This window comes from Phenylobacterium sp. (assembly GCF_035276905.1).
Lineage (GTDB): Bacteria > Pseudomonadota > Alphaproteobacteria > Caulobacterales > Caulobacteraceae > Phenylobacterium.
Genome location: NZ_DATELG010000023.1, coordinates 1 through 18,157 on the forward strand (window position 1 = coordinate 1; position 18,157 = coordinate 18,157).

General features: G+C 67.1%; 18 protein-coding genes and 1 pseudogene. 10 read left to right on the top strand and 9 right to left on the bottom strand.

Annotated features, from left to right (window positions below; translation table 11 throughout):
- The 3 genes from VJS38_RS00790 to VJS38_RS00800 all read left to right on the top strand — a co-directional run.
- Window positions 1-628, top strand: a 628-nt coding sequence (locus tag VJS38_RS00790; RefSeq protein ID WP_324086253.1) for a thiamine pyrophosphate-dependent enzyme, incomplete at its 5' end; no start/stop codon positions are given.
- Window positions 629-631: 3 nt separating this feature from the next.
- Window positions 632-3,592 (top strand): FAD-binding and (Fe-S)-binding domain-containing protein, encoded by a 2,961-nt coding sequence (locus tag VJS38_RS00795; protein WP_324086254.1) that lies wholly within the window; start codon window positions 632-634, stop codon window positions 3,590-3,592.
- A complete protein-coding gene (locus VJS38_RS00800) occupies window positions 3,585-4,814 on the top strand; it encodes an alpha-hydroxy acid oxidase (protein WP_324086255.1) in 1,230 nt (409 codons plus the stop codon). Before VJS38_RS00795 ends, VJS38_RS00800 begins: the two co-directional genes overlap by 8 nt.
- 53 nt (window positions 4,815-4,867) lie before the next feature.
- Here the strand turns inward: VJS38_RS00800 and VJS38_RS00805 are convergent.
- Together VJS38_RS00805 and VJS38_RS00810 are read right to left on the bottom strand one after the other, a co-directional pair.
- A pseudogene (locus VJS38_RS00805) lies at window positions 4,868-6,598 on the bottom strand (glycoside hydrolase family 15 protein); the annotation flags it as partial.
- Entirely contained in the window at window positions 6,598-7,617 is a 1,020-nt protein-coding gene (locus VJS38_RS00810) for a glucose 1-dehydrogenase (RefSeq protein ID WP_324086256.1), read from the bottom strand. The pseudogene VJS38_RS00805 and the gene VJS38_RS00810, both read right to left, overlap by 1 nt.
- A gap of 539 nt (window positions 7,618-8,156) precedes the next feature.
- On the opposite strand from VJS38_RS00810, the gene VJS38_RS00815 reads away from it, so the two are divergent.
- A complete protein-coding gene (locus VJS38_RS00815; protein WP_324086257.1) occupies window positions 8,157-8,354 on the top strand; it encodes a hypothetical protein in 198 nt (65 codons plus the stop codon).
- Between the two features lie 59 nt (window positions 8,355-8,413).
- Here VJS38_RS00815 and VJS38_RS00820 read toward each other — a convergent pair whose 3' ends face one another.
- Window positions 8,414-8,671 carry a hypothetical protein gene (locus tag VJS38_RS00820; protein WP_324086258.1) on the bottom strand — a complete coding sequence of 86 codons (258 nt, stop codon included), beginning with the start codon at window positions 8,669-8,671 and terminating at the stop codon, window positions 8,414-8,416.
- Between the two features lie 108 nt (window positions 8,672-8,779).
- Here VJS38_RS00820 and VJS38_RS00825 point away from each other — a divergent pair, with 108 nt between their 5' ends.
- Together VJS38_RS00825 and VJS38_RS00830 are read left to right on the top strand one after the other, a co-directional pair.
- Entirely contained in the window at window positions 8,780-9,883 is a 1,104-nt protein-coding gene (locus VJS38_RS00825) for a cyclopropane-fatty-acyl-phospholipid synthase family protein (RefSeq protein WP_324086259.1), read from the top strand.
- Window positions 9,884-10,033: 150 nt separating this feature from the next.
- Window positions 10,034-10,513, top strand: a complete 480-nt coding sequence (locus VJS38_RS00830; protein ID WP_324086260.1) for a DUF2231 domain-containing protein — start codon at window positions 10,034-10,036, stop codon at window positions 10,511-10,513.
- A 516-nt stretch (window positions 10,514-11,029) separates the two neighbouring features.
- Here VJS38_RS00830 and VJS38_RS00835 read toward each other — a convergent pair.
- The gene (locus VJS38_RS00835; RefSeq protein WP_324086261.1) at window positions 11,030-11,935 is read right to left on the bottom strand and encodes an SDR family oxidoreductase; all 906 of its coding nucleotides are present in this window, start codon (window positions 11,933-11,935) and stop codon (window positions 11,030-11,032) included.
- A gap of 17 nt (window positions 11,936-11,952) precedes the next feature.
- On the opposite strand from VJS38_RS00835, the gene VJS38_RS00840 reads away from it, so the two are divergent.
- Window positions 11,953-13,002, top strand: coding sequence for an AraC family transcriptional regulator (locus VJS38_RS00840; protein WP_324086262.1), 1,050 nt, complete (start codon window positions 11,953-11,955; stop codon window positions 13,000-13,002).
- A 325-nt stretch (window positions 13,003-13,327) separates the two neighbouring features.
- Here the strand turns inward: VJS38_RS00840 and VJS38_RS00845 are convergent, their stop codons facing one another.
- Window positions 13,328-14,239 carry a LysR family transcriptional regulator gene (locus VJS38_RS00845; RefSeq protein WP_324086263.1) on the bottom strand — a complete coding sequence of 304 codons (912 nt, stop codon included), beginning with the start codon at window positions 14,237-14,239 and terminating at the stop codon, window positions 13,328-13,330.
- A 102-nt stretch (window positions 14,240-14,341) separates the two neighbouring features.
- Between VJS38_RS00845 and VJS38_RS00850 the strand changes: the two genes are divergently transcribed.
- Window positions 14,342-15,358 (top strand): zinc-binding alcohol dehydrogenase family protein, encoded by a 1,017-nt coding sequence (locus tag VJS38_RS00850; RefSeq protein ID WP_324086270.1) that lies wholly within the window; start codon window positions 14,342-14,344, stop codon window positions 15,356-15,358.
- A gap of 94 nt (window positions 15,359-15,452) precedes the next feature.
- Window positions 15,453-15,893 carry a heme-binding protein gene (locus VJS38_RS00855; protein WP_324086264.1) on the top strand — a complete coding sequence of 147 codons (441 nt, stop codon included), beginning with the start codon at window positions 15,453-15,455 and terminating at the stop codon, window positions 15,891-15,893.
- On the opposite strand, the gene VJS38_RS00860 is transcribed toward VJS38_RS00855, so the two are convergent.
- Window positions 15,833-16,126, bottom strand: coding sequence for an HTH domain-containing protein (locus VJS38_RS00860; protein WP_324086265.1), 294 nt, complete (start codon window positions 16,124-16,126; stop codon window positions 15,833-15,835). The genes VJS38_RS00855 and VJS38_RS00860 overlap by 61 nt on opposite strands.
- Between VJS38_RS00860 and VJS38_RS00865 the strand changes: the two genes are divergently transcribed.
- The gene (locus VJS38_RS00865) at window positions 16,125-16,523 is read left to right on the top strand and encodes a VOC family protein (RefSeq protein WP_324086266.1); all 399 of its coding nucleotides are present in this window, start codon (window positions 16,125-16,127) and stop codon (window positions 16,521-16,523) included. The genes VJS38_RS00860 and VJS38_RS00865 overlap by 2 nt on opposite strands.
- A 362-nt stretch (window positions 16,524-16,885) precedes the next feature.
- On the opposite strand, the gene VJS38_RS00870 is transcribed toward VJS38_RS00865, so the two are convergent.
- From VJS38_RS00870 to VJS38_RS00880, 3 genes are all read right to left on the bottom strand, one after another.
- Window positions 16,886-17,320, bottom strand: a complete 435-nt coding sequence (locus VJS38_RS00870; protein WP_324086267.1) for a hypothetical protein — start codon at window positions 17,318-17,320, stop codon at window positions 16,886-16,888.
- On the bottom strand, window positions 17,317-17,571 hold the full coding sequence (locus VJS38_RS00875; RefSeq protein WP_324086268.1) for a hypothetical protein: 255 nt from the start codon (window positions 17,569-17,571) through the stop codon (window positions 17,317-17,319). Before VJS38_RS00875 ends, VJS38_RS00870 begins: the two co-directional genes overlap by 4 nt.
- Before the next feature lie 79 nt (window positions 17,572-17,650).
- Window positions 17,651-18,157: hypothetical protein (locus VJS38_RS00880; protein ID WP_324086269.1), on the bottom strand; the 507-nt coding region annotated here is incomplete at its 5' end.

An 18,157-nucleotide genomic window follows, 5' to 3' on the forward strand; every position in this document is an offset into this window, starting at 1 on the left:
GAACAAACTGCTGGCGAACGATGCGATCGTCGCCACCGACTCCGGCACCGTCACCACTTGGATCGCGCGGCATTTTATGATGCGGGAGACCCAGATGTTCTCCTGCTCCGGCAATCTGGCGACCATGGCCTGCGGCCTGCCCTATGCGATCGCCGCCGCCATCGCCCACCCCGAGCGCCAGGTGGTCGCCTTCGTCGGCGATGGCGCGCTCACCATGCTGATCGGCGAGTTCGCCACCTGCGTGAAGTACGGGCTCAACGTGAAGGTGGTGGTGATCAAGAACAACACCCTGGGACAGATTAAGTGGGAGCAGATGGTGTTCCTGGGGAACCCGGAATACGTCTGCGACCTGCAGCCGATTGACTTCGCCGCAGTGGCCCGCGGCTTCGGCGTGGCGGGCTACCGGATCGAGGATCCGGCCGAGTGCGCCGCGGTGCTGCGCCAAGCGCTGGAAACGCCGGGGCCGGCGCTGGTCGAGGCGGTCGTGGATCCCAACGAACCGCCGATGCCGCCGAAGATCACCTACGAGCAGGCCAAGCATTTCGCCGAGGCCCTGGCGCGGGGCACGCCCAACCGTGGCGAGGTCCTGCGGACGGTGGCGCGCGACAGGATTCGCGAGCTGATCTGAACCATGGCTCAAATCGAGCAGCAGGGGGCGAGGCGGACAGTGATCGACCGCACCGCCGCCCGTCCGATCGCGGCGGAAGGCTTCGTCTATCCCCGCGGCCGGGCCCTCGAGCTGGCGCGTGATCTTCGGCGCGCGATCGAAGGCGAGGTGCGCTTCGACGACGGGGATCGTGCGCTCTGGGCCACCGACGCCTCCAACTACCGTCAGACGCCGATCGGGGTGGTGCTGCCGAAGACCGCCGAGGACGCCGTTGCGGCCCTGAAGCTCTGTGCCGACTACGACGCCCCGGTCACGCCCCGCGGCGGCGGGACCAGTCTCGCCGGCCAGACCTGCAATACCGCCGTGGTGATCGATTTCTCCAAGTACATGGACCACGTCCTGTGGGTTCGGCCCGAGGCCCGGCTGGCCGAGGTGCAGCCCGGCTGCGTGCTCGACACCTTGCGCAACGCCGCCGAGCAGCACCACCTGACCTTCCCGCCCGACCCGGCGACCCACAGTCGCAACACGCTCGGCGGGATGATCGGCAACGATTCCTGCGGCGTGCACTCGATCATGACCGGCCGCACCGCCGACAACCTCGAGGCCCTGGACGTGGTCACCTACGGTGGCCTGCGCATGAGCGTCGGGCCGACTTCACCCGAGGCGTACCGGCAGATCCTGGCCGCAGGCGGCCGCAAGGCGGAGATCTATCGTGGGATGAGGGAGCTTTGGGACCGCTGGGGCCAGCTCTTTGCCGAGACCTATCCGAAAATTCCGCGCCGCGTCTCCGGCTACGAGAACCTCGACCAGCTGGCCTGGGAGAAGGGCTTCAACGTCGCCCGCGCCCTGGTCGGCACCGAAGCCGGCTGCGTCACGGTGTTGGGCGCCACCGTGAGGCTCGCCCCCAGTCCGCCGTGCCGCGTCCTGGCGCTGATCGGCTTTAAAGACATCTTCGCAGCGGCGGACTCGGTCTGCGACGTGCTGGCCCACGGCCCGATCGGCATCGAGGGCATCGACAGTCTGCTCATCGACTACGAACGCAAGGAGCACCTTGACCTGGAGGAGCAGAAGGCGCTGCCGAAAGGCCGCGGCTGGCTGATCGTCGAGTTCGGGGCCGATACGACCGACGAGGCGGCCGCCAAGGCCGAGCCGTTGCTCCGCCGCTACCGCCACAAGGGATGTGAGGTCTCGCTGCTGCGCACGGCCGCGGCCCAGGCGAAGATCTGGAAGGTGCGCGAGGACTCGCTCGCCGCCACCGCCCACGCACCCGGGGTCGGCGACACTTTCGAGGGCTGGGAGGACAGCGCCGTGCGGCGCGAGGACCTCGGCCGCTACCTGCGCGACCTGGAGAAGCTGTTCCGCAAGTACGGCTACGAGGCCGCGGTGTACGGCCACTTCGGCGACGGGGTGGTGCATTGCCGAATCGACTGGGATCCGCGGACAGAGGCCGGCGTCGCCAAGTGGCGGGCCTTCCTGGAGGAGGCCGCAGGCTTGGTGGTCCACTATGGAGGCTCGCTCTCCGGCGAGCACGGCGACGGCCAGGCGCGCGGCGCGCTGCTGGAGAAGATGTACGGGCCAGACCTGATGGCCGCCCAGCGCGCCTTCAAGGCGATCTGGGACCCGCGGGGGCGGATGAATCCCGGCAAGGTGCTCGACCCCTATCCGATCACTTCCAACCTGCGGATCGGGCCCAAGTCCGGCCGGCCGCCGATCCGCGGCGTGTTCGCGTATCCGGACGACCGTGACGACTTCACCCGCGTCGCCGAGCGCTGCGTCGGCGTCGGCGTCTGTCGGCGCCACGACTCCGGCGACGGGGTGATGTGCCCAAGCTACATGGCCACCCACGAGGAGAAGCACTCCACCCGCGGCCGCGCCCGGCTGTTGTTCGAGATGGTGCGCGGCGAGACCATCACCGACGGCTGGGCGAGCGCCGCGGTCGAGGAGGCGCTGGACCTCTGTCTCGCCTGCAAGGGCTGCAAGAGCGACTGCCCGGTCAACGTAGACATGGCGACCTACAAGGCGGAGTTCCGCTCTCACCATTATGCTCAGCGCCTGCGCCCGCGGGTGGCGTACGCGCTGGGGCAGATCCGCCGATGGGCCGAGATCGCCGACCGCGCGCCGGCGCTGGCCAACTTCGCCACGCGCACGCCGGGGCTCGCGGCGGCCAGCAAGGCGCTGGCGGGCCTGGCCCAGCAGCGAACCATGCCGGCTTTCGCCCGCCAGAGCTTCCGCAAGTGGTGGCGGGCGCGAGCCGAGCGGCCCGGCGAGGGCCCGCGGGTGATCCTGTGGCCTGACACCTTCAATGACTTCTTCCGCCCGGAGACCGCGATCGCCGCCGTCTCCGTGCTCGAGGGGCTGGGCTTCCAGGTCGAAACGCCGCGCGCTTCCCTCTGCTGCGGACGGCCGCTCTACGACTGGGGTTGGCTCGATCAAGCGCGCGCCCAATGGCGGCGTACGCTCGATGCGCTGCAGGACGACATCCAGCAGGGGATCCCGGTGGTCGGCCTGGAGCCCGCCTGTGTCAGCGCCTTCCGCGACGAGCTGCCCGCCCTCTTCCCCGGCGATCCGCTGGCGGCGAAACTTAGCGCGCAGACGCTGTTCCTGACCGAATTCCTGCACAAGCACGGCCTGAAGCCCCGCATCGAGGCGACGCGTCCGGCGTTGGTGCACCTGCACTGCCACCACCACGCCGTGCTCGACCACGCCGCCGAGACGGCGACCCTGCACGACGGCGGCCTGCAGTTCGACATGGCTGAGGCCGGATGCTGCGGCATGGCCGGCGCGTTCGGCTTCGAGGCGGGCAAGTACGACGTCGCCATGGCGATCGGCGAACAACGTCTGCTCCCAGCTGTCCGCGACGCCGCGACGACGCGGCTGATCGTCGCCGACGGCTTCAGCTGCCGCGAGCAGATCGAGCAGGCCACGGGAGCCCCGACCTGGCACGTCGCCGAGCTGCTGGCCGGCCGCTGCGCGCGGCATGCCTGACCCGAACCGCAACACGGCCCTGGCCCAGCTCGGGGGAACCCCGCATCGGCGCTACTACACAGGCCGGAATCTGAAACGGGCAGTCGCCATCGAGGACCTGCGGGCGATGGCCCACCGCCGGACGCCGCGCTTCGTACTCGAATACCTGGAAGGCGGAGCTGAGGACGAGGCCACGCTGCTGCGCGAGCGGACCTCCTACGCCGACTGGCGCTTCGTGCCGCGCCAACTGGTCGACGTCTCCGAACGCAGCCTGACCGCCGAGATCCTGGGTAAGCCCGCATCGGCGCCGATGATCGTGGCGCCGACTGGGCTCAACGGCCTCTTCCGGCCGGGCGGCGACATCGCCCTCGCCGCCGCCGCCGCCCACGCCGGCGTGCCCTTCGTACAGAGCACCATGTCCAACGACCGGATGGAGGACGTCGCCTGCGCACCGGGCCTGCACCATTGGTGGCAGCTCTACGTCTTCGGCGGCGACGAGATCTGGCAGGAGCTCTTGCGGCGCGCGGACGCGGCCGGGTGCGAGGCCCTGGTGCTCACGACCAACGCGCAGATCTTCGGCAATCGCGAGTGGTCGGCGCGCACGCAATCATCAAAGACCAGCCCGTCGATCCCCACCCTGGCCGAGACCCTGTTGCACCCGCCCTGGTGCGCCAGAGCTTTGCGCTACGGCGTCCTGCCGAGCTTTCGCAATGTCGTCGACTTCGTGCCCAAGGGCTCGCGCAGCTTCTTCGAGTGCGCCTTCTGGATCCGCGACCACCAGCCGACATCGCTTTCCTGGGACACCGTGGCGAAGATCCGCGCGGCCTGGCGCAAGCCGTTCGTCCTGAAGGGCGTCCTGCACCCGGACGACGTGCGCTGGGCGCTCGACGCCGGCGTCGACGCGATCACGCTGAGCAGCCACGGGGGGCGGCAGCTCGACTGGACCGTGGCGGGGCTCGACGTCCTGCCCGCTGCGCGCGAGATCGTCGGCGACCGGGCCGAGATCTATGTCTCCGGCGGCGTCCGGCGCGGGACCGACATGCTGAAGGCGCTGGCGCTGGGAGCCGACGCGGTGATGGCCGGGCGGGCGCCGCTCTACGGCCTGTGCGCCGAAGGCCGCGCCGGCGTCGAACGCGCCCTCGAGATCCTGCGCGACGAGGCGCTGGACGCGATGGGACTGCTCGGTGCCTCCAGCATTTCGGAGATCGGCCGCGATCTGCTCGCGCCGGCGGCCCCGCGCTGACCCCTCTGTTCGCTGGGCTTGAGGACATGGCTGAGGTTCATCGCCGTGCTGAGGAGGGCGACGTGGGTGAAGGCTTGCGGGAAATTGCCCGCGAGCCGTCGGCTCTTCGGGTCATACTCTTCGGAAAGCAGGCCGACGTCGTTGCACAGCGAAAGCACGCGCTCGAACAGGCGCGTCGCCTCACGGCGTCGCCCGAGGCTGGCGTAAGCGTTGGCCAGCCAGAAGCTGCAGGGAAGGAAGGCTGCTTCGCCGGGCGGCAATCCGTCGTCGACCGTGCGGGTGTCATAGCGCAGGACCAGGCCGTCGTCGGTTAGTAATTCACGTTCGACAGCGGCGACGGTGGCCGCGAACCGCGGATCTTCCGGCCTAACGAAGCCGACGTCTGCGAGGAGCAGCAGGCTGGCGTCGGCGCTGGCGTCGTCGTAAGCGCGCTTGAATACGCCAGACCGTGGGTCCAGGCCTTTGTCCAGAATTTCCGCATGGATCTCCTCGCGCAGGGCGCGCCAGGCCGCGACCGGGCCCTCCAGGCCATGGGCCTCGACGGCTTTCACGGCCCGGTCCAGCGCAACCCAGGCCATCACCTTTGAAAAGGTGAAATGGCGCGGCCGGCTGCGCACTTCCCAGATGCCGTAATCGGGCAGACGCCAGACCTTGGTGATCTGGTCGAGGATGGCTTGTTGCACCGCCCAGGTCTCTTCGCCGACCAGACCAGCGTCCCGGGCATGATGGAAGACGTCCATGAGCTCGCCGTAGATGTCGAGCTGGAACTGCTTGTGGGCCGCATTGCCGATCCGCACGGGCGCGGAGCCCTCGTAACCGGGCAGCCAGTCGGCGCTCCACTCCAGCAGCCGACGCTCGCCGGCGATCCCGTACATGATCTGCATCTCGGCCGGCGCCCCAGCCACCGCCCGCCGTGTCCACTGCGCCCAGGCCCTGGCCTCGTCCAGATGGCCGGCGTTCATCAGCGTCAGAAGGGTGAGCGCGGCATCCCGCATCCAGCAGTAGCGGTAGTCCCAGTTCCGTGAACCGCCGATCTGCTCCGGCAGCGACGTGGTCGGCGCGGCGAGAAGTCCGCCCGTCGGTGCGTAGGTCAAGGCCTTCAGCGTCAGCAGCGAGCGCCGCATCACCTCGGCGTAGGGGCCCTCCACGCGGGACGACCTCGCCCAACCGGTCCAGAAGTCCCGCGTGGCGGCCAGCGACCGCTGCGGGTCGATCCGCGGCGGCGCCCGCCTGTGCGAGAGCTCGAAGGAAAGCACGAAGGGCGTCGATCCGCCCGCCTCGACGGTGAAATCGGACACCGTCGTCATGTCGACGCCGCGAAGGGAGGCAGGGGTGCGCAGGATGGTCATGTTCGGCCCGGCGACGGCGCGCAGCCCACCGCCGCGAAGGCGGGTGACCCAAGGTACGGATGCGCCATAGCCGAAGCGGAGGATCAGCCGCATCCGCATGTCGACCCTGCCCGACTTGCCGACCACCAGCCGGACCAGATGGGACGCCCGCCCCCGCGGCGGCATGAAGTCGATCACCGCGACGGCGCCGTTCGAAGTCTCGAAGGTGGTTTCCAGGATCAGGGTGTCCGGAAGGTAGCGGCGCTGGATGCGAGCTTCAGGATCGACCGGCGCGATTTTCCAGCAGCCATGGGACTCATCCCCAAGCAGCGCGGCGAAGCAGGCGTCGGAATCGAACCTCGGCCAGCAGAGCCAGTCGATCGAGCCCTCACGTGAAACCAGGGCGGCGGTATGGCAGTCGCCAATGAGGGCATAGTCCTCGATCCGGCCAGGCATCACGGTGCTTCGGGCGAGAAGTCGACCACGACCTTGACGTCGTCGGGCTTGCGCACGAACGCCTCGCGCCAATGCTCGAGCGGGACCCGGCGCGAGATCAGGCGCTCAAGCCATGCGTGGTCCGCCTGGGCCAGGGCCGCGCCGGCGGCTTCGTAGTGGCTCCGGTTGGCGTTCACGCTGCCGAAGACCACGTCATTCTGCAGCACGGCCTGGCGGTCGAATCCGCCGACGTCGAAGTTCACCGTCCGTCCGCCCGACGAGAGTCCGGCGAGGCAAACGATGCTGTCGCGGCCGCCGTACTGGATCACCCGCAGGACCAGGGAATCCGCGCCGGTGCATTCCAGGACGATATCGGCGGCGAGGTCGGCGATCACCCTGGGGTCTCGGTGATAGGTCGCGGCGAGATCAGCGACGAGCCGGGGCTTGGGACCGCTGTCCACTTGATCGAGAACGTGGGTTTCCAGCCCCTTCTCCCGTCCGATCATCGCCGCGAGCAAGCCTACGGGCCCCGCGCCGGTCACAAGAAGGGTCCGCGGCTTCCAGCTGCGGGCGCGGGCGCCGATGCGCTCAATGTGATCCCAGGCCTTGGCGACCACGCTCGTCGGCTCAAGCAGGACGCCAAGAGGACCGAGCCCTGGCTCCACCTTGACCGCGAAGTTGGGTTCGAGGGCGTAGCGTTCGCAGCCGTAGCCATGCTGCGCCTTGATCCCCCGCTCGGTGTAGAGGCCGTTGCGGCACATGTCCCACTCGCCGGCTGCGCAGGCGGGGCACGGGACCGGGTCGGGACGGCGCACGATGCCGACGACCAGATCGCCAGTTGCGAAACCAGAGCCGCGAGGCGCTTCGAGCACGCGGCCGAGCGACTCGTGTCCGAGGATCAGCCGCTCCTCTCCCGGCGGCGCCGCCCCATACTTGCCGGATATGATGTCCAGATCCGTGCCGCAGATTCCCAGCGCTACCGCCTCGACCAGTAGTTCGCCCGGCGCTGGCCGAACCTCGGACGTCTCGTCCAGTCTCACAGATTTCGCTTTGCCCGGTACGACTGTAATCGCGCGCATTGGCTCACGCCCTCGCGTGGCGCCTTCCGCACGCGTCCGTGGCCGGCGTCGAATGCAGATCAGGAATGATGAGAGCCATCGGGCCTCCACGTGCCTGTTGATCAGCTCACGGTCTGACACGATCCAAGCGCGGCTGACCCGCCATTAACAGCCGCTGGCCGCTGTCGTTCCGCCCGCATCCAGGGCCTGATTTCAAGCTGCGTTCGATGAACCCGACGCATCGTGGTCAGATGCAATGGTCTGCGGCCTTGAGGCGCGCATTCCGTCGTCCTGAGACGGCACGAATCCCCGCTGACATCGTTCTGCAATCGGCGTCACCCACTATGGACAGCAGACGCCCGCTGAATGGTGAACTTCATAATCAATCGGAGCCTGTGAGATCCGGGTCCGATTGGGAGGAAGGTCGGCGCATCGAAGCCCGCGCCGGCCTTCGCCTTCTACTGTCGCGAGCTCCTCGCTGTGGCGACGGGCCGTGACGGGCAACGGGAGGTCGCCGCCTGATGGTCGATCAGATCGTAATCGAGCGCGCTGGCCGAAGCTGGGCCGTGAAGCACAATGATGGATTTCTCGGCTTCACGAAGACCCGCGAGGAGGCGGCGTTGATCGCGGCCGATCTCTCAGAATGGATCTGCGGCCAAGGTCGCACGGCCACCGTCGTTCTTTCCGAACCGCACTCGTTCATCGACCAGAGCGCCTGACAGGGGACGCGCCGGCTATGGATCTGTGATCCCTCCAGGACCCCGACCGAAGCGAGGCCTTAAACCAAAGCGCCAGCTTCAGACCTGAATTCTGCGAAGCACTCCTGAGCGGCCAAGCGCTGCACCATCGCAAGCAGCTCGGGGCCGCACATCTCGATCGCCGGAACAATATATCGGAACACGATCATTTCGCGATCCGTTGGACCGTGATCGACGACCACTTCAATCTCGATTGGCCAGACGGCATGAGCGCAGAGAGTGAACAGCTTAGAGGGTTTGATCGGCCCACGCGCGCCCTCGCGCCCCACCGTGGACATCCGCCCGCTCTGGCTGCCCAATGCGCTCACGCCGCGCTGGCTCGAGTCCTGCGGAGCGTCATCCGAACCGGGTCCCTGGCGGTCATAGCGCCTGATGGCGCGCGGATCGTGGCGGGGGACGGCGCAGGCATAGGAGGCCTGACGGTCCGGATCGGCGACTGGCGCACACTGCGCCGCCTGGTGACGGACCCGGAACTTGCGCTCGGCGAAGGCTATATGGACGGCCGGATCACCGTCGACGGCGGCGGGATCTCAGATCTCATTGACCTCGTCGGCCGCAACCTCGGAATCCGCGGCGGACATCCGATTTCCGTCTCGGGCGTCGTGCGCGAGCACATCGCGCCACGCAACGGACGCGCCGCCGCCCGCCGCAACGCCGCGCACCACTACGACCTGTCCCTGGAGCTCTATCGGCGCTTTCTGGACGATGACCTGCAATACTCCTGCGCCTACTTCGAGCGCGGCGGCATGTCGCTGGAGGAGGCGCAGTCCGCCAAGAAGCGTCACATCGCCAAAAAACTGCTGCTGGCGCCCGGTCAGCACGTCCTGGACATTGGGTGCGGGTGGGGCGGGCTTGCGCTCACCCTGGCTGAGGACGACGGGGTGGATGTCACCGGCGTCACCCTCTCGCAGGAACAGCTCTTTGTCGCCCGAGACCGCGCGCGGAAACGCCAGCTCGACGGGCGTGTTCGCTTCCGGCTGGAGGACTATCGCGACGTTCAGGGCGCCTTCGACCGGATCGTGTCGGTCGGCATGTTCGAGCACGTCGGCAAGCTGAACTATCAGGCCTACTTCGACGCGATCGCTCGCCTGCTGCGCGACACCGGCGTCGCCGTCGTGCATGCCATCGGCCACACTCGCGAGACTGGCGCAACCGCCTCCTGGATCGCGAAATACATCTTCCCCGGTGGCTACATCGCAGCCTTGTCCGAGGTCTTGCCTGCGATCGAGCGCGCCGGCCTCTGGGTCACCGACATCGAGATCCTGCGTCTCCACTACGCCGAGACGCTGAAAGCCTGGCGTGCCCGCTTTGGCGCCCACCGAAGCGAGATAGCCAAGCTGTACGACGAAAGGTTCTGCCGAATGTGGGAATTCTATCTCGCCGTCAGCGAGATGGCGTTCCGTCACCGTGGATGCATGGTCTTTCAAATCCAGCTCGCCAAGCGCGTGGACGCATTGCCGATCACGCGTGGCTACATGAGCGATCGCTAAACGATCCGGTCGAACGCCCTGAACTGCGCCTGAAGCGGATGCTCGTTTCCATTATGCCCCAGGGACGCTCAAGTTTAGCAGAAGCGTCGGAACCAATCGAGCTGCGATGCATCTTGAGTGCGGGCATCAGGAAATTGCCGGACAACGTCAATGACCAACGATCACAATCCCAAAAGCACTGCGAGCATCGCAGGTCATCCCATCCATCCGATGATTGTGCCCTTTCCGATCGCCTTCTTCGTCTCGGCGCTCGTGACCGACGTCGTGTTCCTAAGCACTGGTCGCTCCGGTTTCGCTGACGCGTCAATGTGGTTGCTCGGCGCGGGGATCGCAGGAGCGCTGCTGGCGGCCATCTTCGGCTTCACCGATTTCCTGAGCGAGCGGCGCATTCGCGCGCTTCGACAGTCCTGGCTCCACATGGGGGGCAACCTCCTGCTCGTGGTGCTGCAGGCGGTGAATTTTTATCTGCGCGCCGTCGCACCTGTGAGACACATCGTGAGCGAAACTGGAGTGGTGCTCTCCGCCATCTCGGTCGCGTTGCTGCTCTTCACCGGTTGGATGGGCTGGGAAATGGTCTATAGAGGCCACGTCGGTGTGGCTTCCTCGCCTGATCCGTCCGTCAATACCTAAGTCACCTCCACGGGCTTTTCCGTGCACTCAGCGCAGCAATTGCTGGTGACCCTGATCGCGCACCCGTTGGGCGCGGGCCAGGTGCGTGCTGTGCAAGACGAGCGCGCGATCTAGTTCGCGCGGGGCCGAGGGCGACCTGCGCCGCATCGACCGTGGCCTTTACGATCGGCGGATCTCAACAAGCTGACAACGGCGCCGGTGGCAGCTCTTCAAAAAGCCCAGAGTCGGTAGGTGCAGGCCTGTGGCCCAGCAAACGCGGCCCTGGGAGGGCGACAGGGATTATCAACATGGTTGAGCTCCCTCTTCCCGAGGCCTGACATGGCCGATGTGCAGACGCTCCGAACCCCGGCTTGGGGTGGTAGGCGCCCGTTGCCTTTGCGCCAGAAACCTGACGTTCCGCCTTTTTGCTCGGGAACGCCCGTTCGCAAGTTCGGCAGAGAATAGCAAACCGATGTCGTTCGCGCGGTGGATCGCGTGCGGCTGCAGTCCTTGCAGCCGTTCGCGGAGAGCCGAGAATCAAGTTCCGACCTCAGCCTCGTAGTAGCTCGCCTCGGCCATGTCAGCCAGGAGGCTGGGTTCCTGCGGGCTCCAACCCAGGCGAGCGCGGGTGCGCTCCGCCGAGGTCGGGGAGTCGACGCTCGCGAACATGGCGAACCAGCCGAAGTGGCGGGCGGCCTCTTCCGGCGACAAGGAGACCAGGGGGAGGTCAAGGCGCCGGGCGATAAGCGCCGCGATCTCGCGCATGGGCACGCCTTCGTCGGCGACCGCGTGCCAGGGCCCCTCCGTCGGATCCTGTGCCAGGGCCAGGCGGTAAACGCGGGCGGCGTCATTGCGATGAACGGCCGGCCAGCGGTTCATCCCCTCGCCGACATACGCCGACAGGCCGGTCTCGCGGGCCCGGGCGATGAGGTGCGGCACGAAGCCTTGGTCGCCTGCGCCATGCACCGAGTTGGGCAGCCGCACCGTCGAGGCGCGCACGCCGCGCGCCGCCAGGGCCAGGGCCGTGGCTTCCGAGGCGCGCGGATAGGCCTGCGTCGGCGGAACCGGCGGGTCAGCCTCGGTCCCGATGGCGCTCGCCCGCGTCACCGCCACGCCGCTGGTCACCAGCAGCGGCCGGTCGGACCCTTCCAGCGCAGCGCCCAGCGCCTCGATCGCCCGACGGTCAATCTCGCAGGCTTCGGTGAACCGTGAGAAGTCGTGGACAAAGCCTGCATGGATCACCGCCTCGGCCGCGGTCGCCCCGCGGCGCAGGCTCTCAAGATCCTCCAGCGACCCCCGCAGCACCTCCGCGCCCCACGCGGCCAGGCTGGCGGCGCTGGCGTCCGATCGGGCGAAGCCCGTGACCTGGTGGCCGGCGCCGATCAACTCCTGGACCACGGCGGAGCCGACGAAGCCGGTAGCTCCGGTGACGAATACGCGCATGGCGATCTCTCCTTTGAATGGGCTCGCAGCGGGCTCGAACCGCCTGTCACTTGGAGGTTAGCAGCGCGCGCGGAACGATCTATGCTTTGTCGTTCGCATTTCTTTTGCAATCGTTCGGAGTTCGCGTGATGGCCGGGACCATGGACCCGCTCTCTGAGGTGCTCTCTCTGGTGAAGCTCGGCGCATTCGTTTCGCGCGGGTTCGAGGCCGGCCGCGACTGGGCCGTCGCATTCCCCCGGCACGACGGGATCAAGTTCTATGCCGTGGTCGCCGGGTCCTGCTGGCTTTCGGTGGAGGGCTCGCCCGAGCCGGTGCGCCTGGGAGCGGGCGATTGTTTCCTGCTGCCGAGAGGCCATCCCTTTCGGCTGGCCAGCGATCTGGCGCTTAAGCCCATCGACGCCACACAGCTCTTCCCGGCTGCCCGGGACGGCGGGGTGACGATGCACAACGGCGGCGGCGATTTCGTCAGCGTCGGCGGCTACCTGGGGCTCGCGGGCGAGCAGGCTCCGGTGCTGCTGGATCTCCTCCCGCCGATCGTGCACATCCGCGAGGAGGCGGCCAAGGCGGAGCTCCGCTGGTGCGTCGAGCGGATGCGCCAGGAGTTGCGCGACCCGCAACCCGGCGGCTTCCTCGTCGCCCAGCAGCTGGCCACCCTGATGCTGATTCAGGCGCTGAGACTTCACCTGGCCGAGGCGCGCGGCCAGCAGCCAGGCTGGCTGTTCGCGCTGGGTGATCGGCAGATGGCGGCCGCGATCGGCGTCATGCATGCGGAGCCCGCCCGCCGCTGGACCCTGCAGTCGCTGGCCGAACGGGTCGGCATGTCACGCACCAGTTTCGCCGTGAAGTTCCGCGAAACGGTCGGCGCGGCGCCCATGGCTTATCTCGCCGGGTGGCGCATGCTGCGCGCCGCGGACCGCCTGGCGCATTCGTCCGCCCCCGTCTCGGCCATCGCGCTGGACCTCGGCTATGAGTCCGAAAGCGCCTTCAGCACCGCCTTCAAGCGCGCGATGGGCTGCTCCCCCCGCCAGTACGCCCGCCAGCGGACGGCTTCCTCCAAGGCGGCCTGAGGCGCGCTCCAGCGAATCCGGGAGGGGGGCTCTCCGAAGGTCAGTTCAGGGTCGTTCCACCCGGTTGGCCCCTGGCCATCAGCAGGCGGACGTTGGCAAGGTCCGGATCGCGGGCCGAAGTCAAATCGAAGAAACGACCCCGAACTGCCGGTCCACGCTGGCCAAAGTGGAGGGCTGGATCACTGCGGTCGCGCCAAGCCTGTGGGTGCTGCAGAGCCTCGCCAGGCGGCCAAGAAGGGGTGCTCGGGCGCATCGGTCGGCGGCAATCGTTGATGCAATCCCGATCCTCGTGCAGCACCCAGATGCGCCTACTCCGTCCCAGGGGCTAGGCCAGCGTCGAAGCGGCGTCCCTGAACTTGGCGACCAGAAAATCGACAAACATCCTTACCCGATTGGGGACGAAACGCCCGCTCGGCAACAGCGCCTGCAATGGATAGGGGGCGGCTTCCCAGTCATCGAGAACTCGAACCAAGCGCCCGGCCTTCAAGTCCGCCTGCTGCTCAATCGGCGTCATCGACACGACGCCCACGCCGGCGACCGCCCATTGCCTAGCGAGCGAAGCATCGTCCGTGCTGCGATCGCCGTTCACGCGCACCTGAGCCGAATGACCGTCCTTTGAAAATTTCCAGAGCCGGTGCGCCCGCCCACCCCGCCCGAACGAGAGGCAGTTGTGGCTCGGCAGATCCTGCGGCGTAGCCGGCCTGCCTCGACGCTCCAGGTACGCAGGCGACGCCGTCACGATGGGACGCTCCGCGATCAATGACCGGGCGATCATCTGTGAATCGGTCAGATCGCCGTAGCGGATCGCAACGTCGACTTCGTCCCGCACCACATCCAACATGCGGTCGCCCACGCTGAGCACCAGTTGCACGTCCGGATGCAGCGCCAGGAACTCATCGAACCAGGGCAACAGCGTGGTTCGGGCGAGGTCCGACGGCGCAGCCACGCGCAACGCCCCAACCAATCCGGCCCGATCCGCCGCCACCTGCGCCTCGCCCTCGGCAATGAGCTCCAGCGCCCGCGCCGCATAGTCGAGCAACATCTGTCCTTGCGCGGTGAGGCGCATAGCCCGTGTCGATCGTTCGAACAGGCGCGCCCCCAGCTGAGTTTCCAGCCGCTTCAGAGTGGCGCTGGCCGCCGCAGGCGTCACGCCCATGGCCGCCGACGCCCCGGTGAGGCTGCCCGTGCGGGCGGCATGCACCAGCACCTGCAAGTCGCCGATATTTTCAAGTTTCATTTGAAGGTGATGGTGCAGCTTTTAGCTTATCAAATCCAGGGTGAAAATTTAAAAGCCGTTCCAGCCACTCCACAGCGACGGTCAAGCAAGCAGGAGCGCCAGATGAAAGCCGTTGGCTACAGAATCCCCGGGCCGATCGACGCTGCGGCGTCCCTCACGGACATCGACCTCCCGGAGCCGTCGCCGACCGGGCGCGACATCCTCGTCGAGGTGAAGGCGGTGTCGGTCAATCCCGTCGATTACAAGGTCCGGGGCAGCACGCCGCCGAACGACGGCGAGGCCTGGAAGGTGCTGGGCTGGGACGCGGCCGGCGTCGTGCGCGCCGTGGGCCCGAGCGCCTCGCTGTTCCAGCCGGGCGACGAGGTCTTCTACGCCGGTTCGATCAGCCGGTCGGGCACCAATGCCGAATTCCACCTGGTCGACGAGCGCATCGTCGGCAGGAAGCCGCAGTCGCTCGACTGGGCTGAAGCCGCCGCGCTGCCGCTGACGGCGCTGACCGCCTGGGAGGCCTTCTTCGACCGGCTCGATGTGACAAAGCCCGTCCCGGGTGCCGCGCCGGCGATCCTGATCATCGGCGGCGCGGGCGGCGTGGGGTCGGTCGCGATCCAGATCGCCCGGCAGCGCACCGACCTGACCGTCATCGCGACGGCGTCGCGACCCGAGACGCAGGACTGGGTCCGCACGCTCGGCGCCCATCACGTCGTCGACCACAGCAAGCCACTGGCGCCGCAGGTCGAGGCGCTCGGCCTCGGTGCGCCCGCCTTCGTGTTCTCAACGACCCAGACCGCGGCGCATGTTCAGGACGTCGCCGAGTTGATCGCGCCGCAGGGCCGCTTCGGCATGATCGACGACCCGGCCGGGTTCGAAATCATGCTCTTCAAGCGGAAAGCGGTCTCGATCCATCACGAGCTGATGTTCACCCGTCCGATCTACCAGACGCCGGACATGGCCGAACAGGGGCGGATCTTGAATGAGGTCAGCCGACTGGCCGATCAGGGCAAGCTGCGCACGACCCTCACCGAACGGCTGTCGCCGATCAACGCCGCCAATCTCAAGCACGCGCATGCGCTGGTCGAGAGCGGCAAGGCGCGCGGCAAGGTCGTCCTCGAAGGCTTCTGAGCCCCACCGCTCGGTTCGACGACGTCCTCTAACTCCATCCCCGAAATCCAGCGACGCATGGGCGTTCGCTTCTTCAAAGAAAGAGAGAAAAGTCATGAGCACCAAGTCCATCCCCACCGCGTCCATCAACCGCGAAGCCGCCGTCGCCCTGATTGACGCCGCCCTGGCCGCAGCCCATGAGATTGGCATCGAGGCGGCCGTCGCCGTGACGGACGCCACGGGTCATCTTCGCGCGTTCGAGCGCACCGACGGCGCGCCGTTCCTGACCGCCTCCGTGGCGGTCGATAAGGCCTGGACCTCCGCCTCGTTCGGCTTTCCGACGCATGTCTGGAACGACTACGTCACGAATGATCCCAAGGTCGCGCCGCTCGCCCATCTGCCGCGCATGGTCGCGGTCGGCGGCGGCTATCCGATCATCGAGGACGGCAAGCTGATCGGCGGCATCGGCATCTCCGGCGGCAACTATCAGCAGGATCAGGACGCCGCTGTCACAGCGCTCCGCAAGCTGGGCTTCGAAGTCGCGGACGCTTGGTGAAGCGCCTCGTTCCGCAGGCCGCGGGAGACCGCGCGCTTTGAAACGTCCAACGCCGCCGCAAGCGCCGCCGCTGTAACCGGCCGCGGCGCTCGCCGCAGAACTTGGATGACCTGAAACAATCGGCTGGCGCGCGGCATGCTTGCTGGCTCCTGCTGCCATGCTGATGGCAGCAGGGCTGTGCCACATGCCTTCCTCAGGCCGACATGGCCCACCTGACTGGGAGAAGATGTCATGAAGTTCGCTTCAGTCCGGTTGATTGCCGCTGATCTCGCTGCGGTCGTGAGCTTTTACGAAACGATTACAAAGCAAACCGCAGAGTGGCTCGCGCCGGTCTTCGCGGAAATCGTCATGCCGGGCGCGGTCATTGCGATTGGTGGCGTCGAGACCGTCGCGCTATTTAAGGAAGGCAGCGCCGAACCCGCCACCAACCGTACGGCTATTTTGGAATTCCAGGTCGAGGACATCGACGCGGAATTCTCCCGACTGAAAGATTTGGTGGAGGTCGTGCAACATCCTCAGACCATGCCCTGGGGTAACCGCGCTGCTCAATTTCGAGATCCCGAAGGAACGCTAGTGAGCCTGTACACACCTGTGACCGAAGCGGCGAAGCGGCGCTTCGAGTCGCGATAAGGCGACTCGACATCACGACATTGCATGGGCTGGCGAATTTCCAACGTCTCACATGGGTCGTTCCCGCGAATTACACCCGAGCCGCGGACCGAATACTTCGATGTCGGCTTGTCGGCATGGGCACCAATGGGCGGAACGATGCCCTGGCGGGAGCCGCTGCCGGAGCCGGCGACTTCCTTTCCCTGCGGCTGAATGAGCGGCTCAGTGTCGTTGCCTGAGCGGACGTTCATGGTTTGTCCGGCTTAGCGCCGTCCGTGTAACAAACCCTGAGGCGGCCCCTTATCGGCGTGCGAAGGGCTCGCTCAGTCTTCAGTGTCATCGCCTGATGCCGCCCTTCTCGTCCCGAGTAACGGGATCTCGGCTCAGCTGCGATCCTGGGTTCGGCCGCGCTTTGCACGCTGCCGCTCCAGGATTCCCTCTTTCAGCGCTTCGAAAAGCGGCTGCGGCAGCATTCCGTAGTCATATTTGCCGGCCCGGCCAGGAATGGTGCGAAGGTCGTAGCCTGGCCAGCTGAAGCGATTTAACTCGTCGAGCCGCAACCAGTGGCGCTCACCGTCGAGTCCGAGCGCCTTAGCCACGGGCGCGGGGATTTCGAGGGAGTCCTTGGGGTCGTCGGGCGGCGCATGGGTGATTGGCGCCACCAGCGTGCGGATGTCGCCGTGCTCCCCTTTCCGCGTGGCGACGACGATAGCGCACGGGCGATCCTTCGAGCCCTCCTCGGCGCCGGCGTCCTGCTCGTGGCTCCAGAGGAAGCTGTAGCGGATGACAAGGCCCGGCTTCGGCGCCGGAAACGTCACTGCGGTTCAGCGCCGTATTCAGCAGCGGAGATGTCGGCGATCGTCTCGTCATCGAGCTCGCCCACCCTGAGGATCTCGCGCTCGCGGGCCTTGAGCTGCTCGTAGTGCTTCAGCTCCTCGGCCGACAGATAGCCCCCGACGACCCGATTGTAGCTGGTCACGACGATCACCTTCGATTGGATAGCCTGATCCTGATAGCGACCGAAGTTGCGCACAAACTCCGACGCCGACACGTTGAGTGCGTTCGCCATGACGGCCTCCTTGGCCAGAACTTTACATAACATACGTGAGTTGCGCAACATCTGGGCGTCCGGGACCGTCTCGGCGGTGTCAGACTGTGGTGTCGCGAGGCCAGACTTCGTGCCAGCGTGCCGACCGGAGAACGATTTCGATCGGGGCCGCCCACTCGATTTTCACGTCGTAGGAAATGACGCCCGTCCCGTTCACGTTGAACAGGGTCCACGATTCTGCGCGCGGGCCAGGTTCGATGCGGGCCAGGACGACTGGACCGCCGCGCAGCGCTACCGCGCAGTTCGCGCCGACCGCCGACCGGGGGCGGACTTCGCGGTTCCAGTAGAGCAGCACCATTCCGTTGTCGTAGGCTGGGCGAAGCCCGGGACCGCGAACGACGATGACATCTGCATCGCGCGGCGCGCCGGGCGGCAACTCAATGCTCTCGGCCTCCATGTCCATCCTGCCCGATTGCTCGGCGACGATGTGCATGAGGACAGTTCGCGTCTCCCCCGTGACCGCCGCCCGGCCCGCGGGCAGGACCGCGCCCTGCTCGCCGCCGGCCGCAGCCTCTCCCTTCTCCCGTCCCCAAAGCAGCCATTCCGG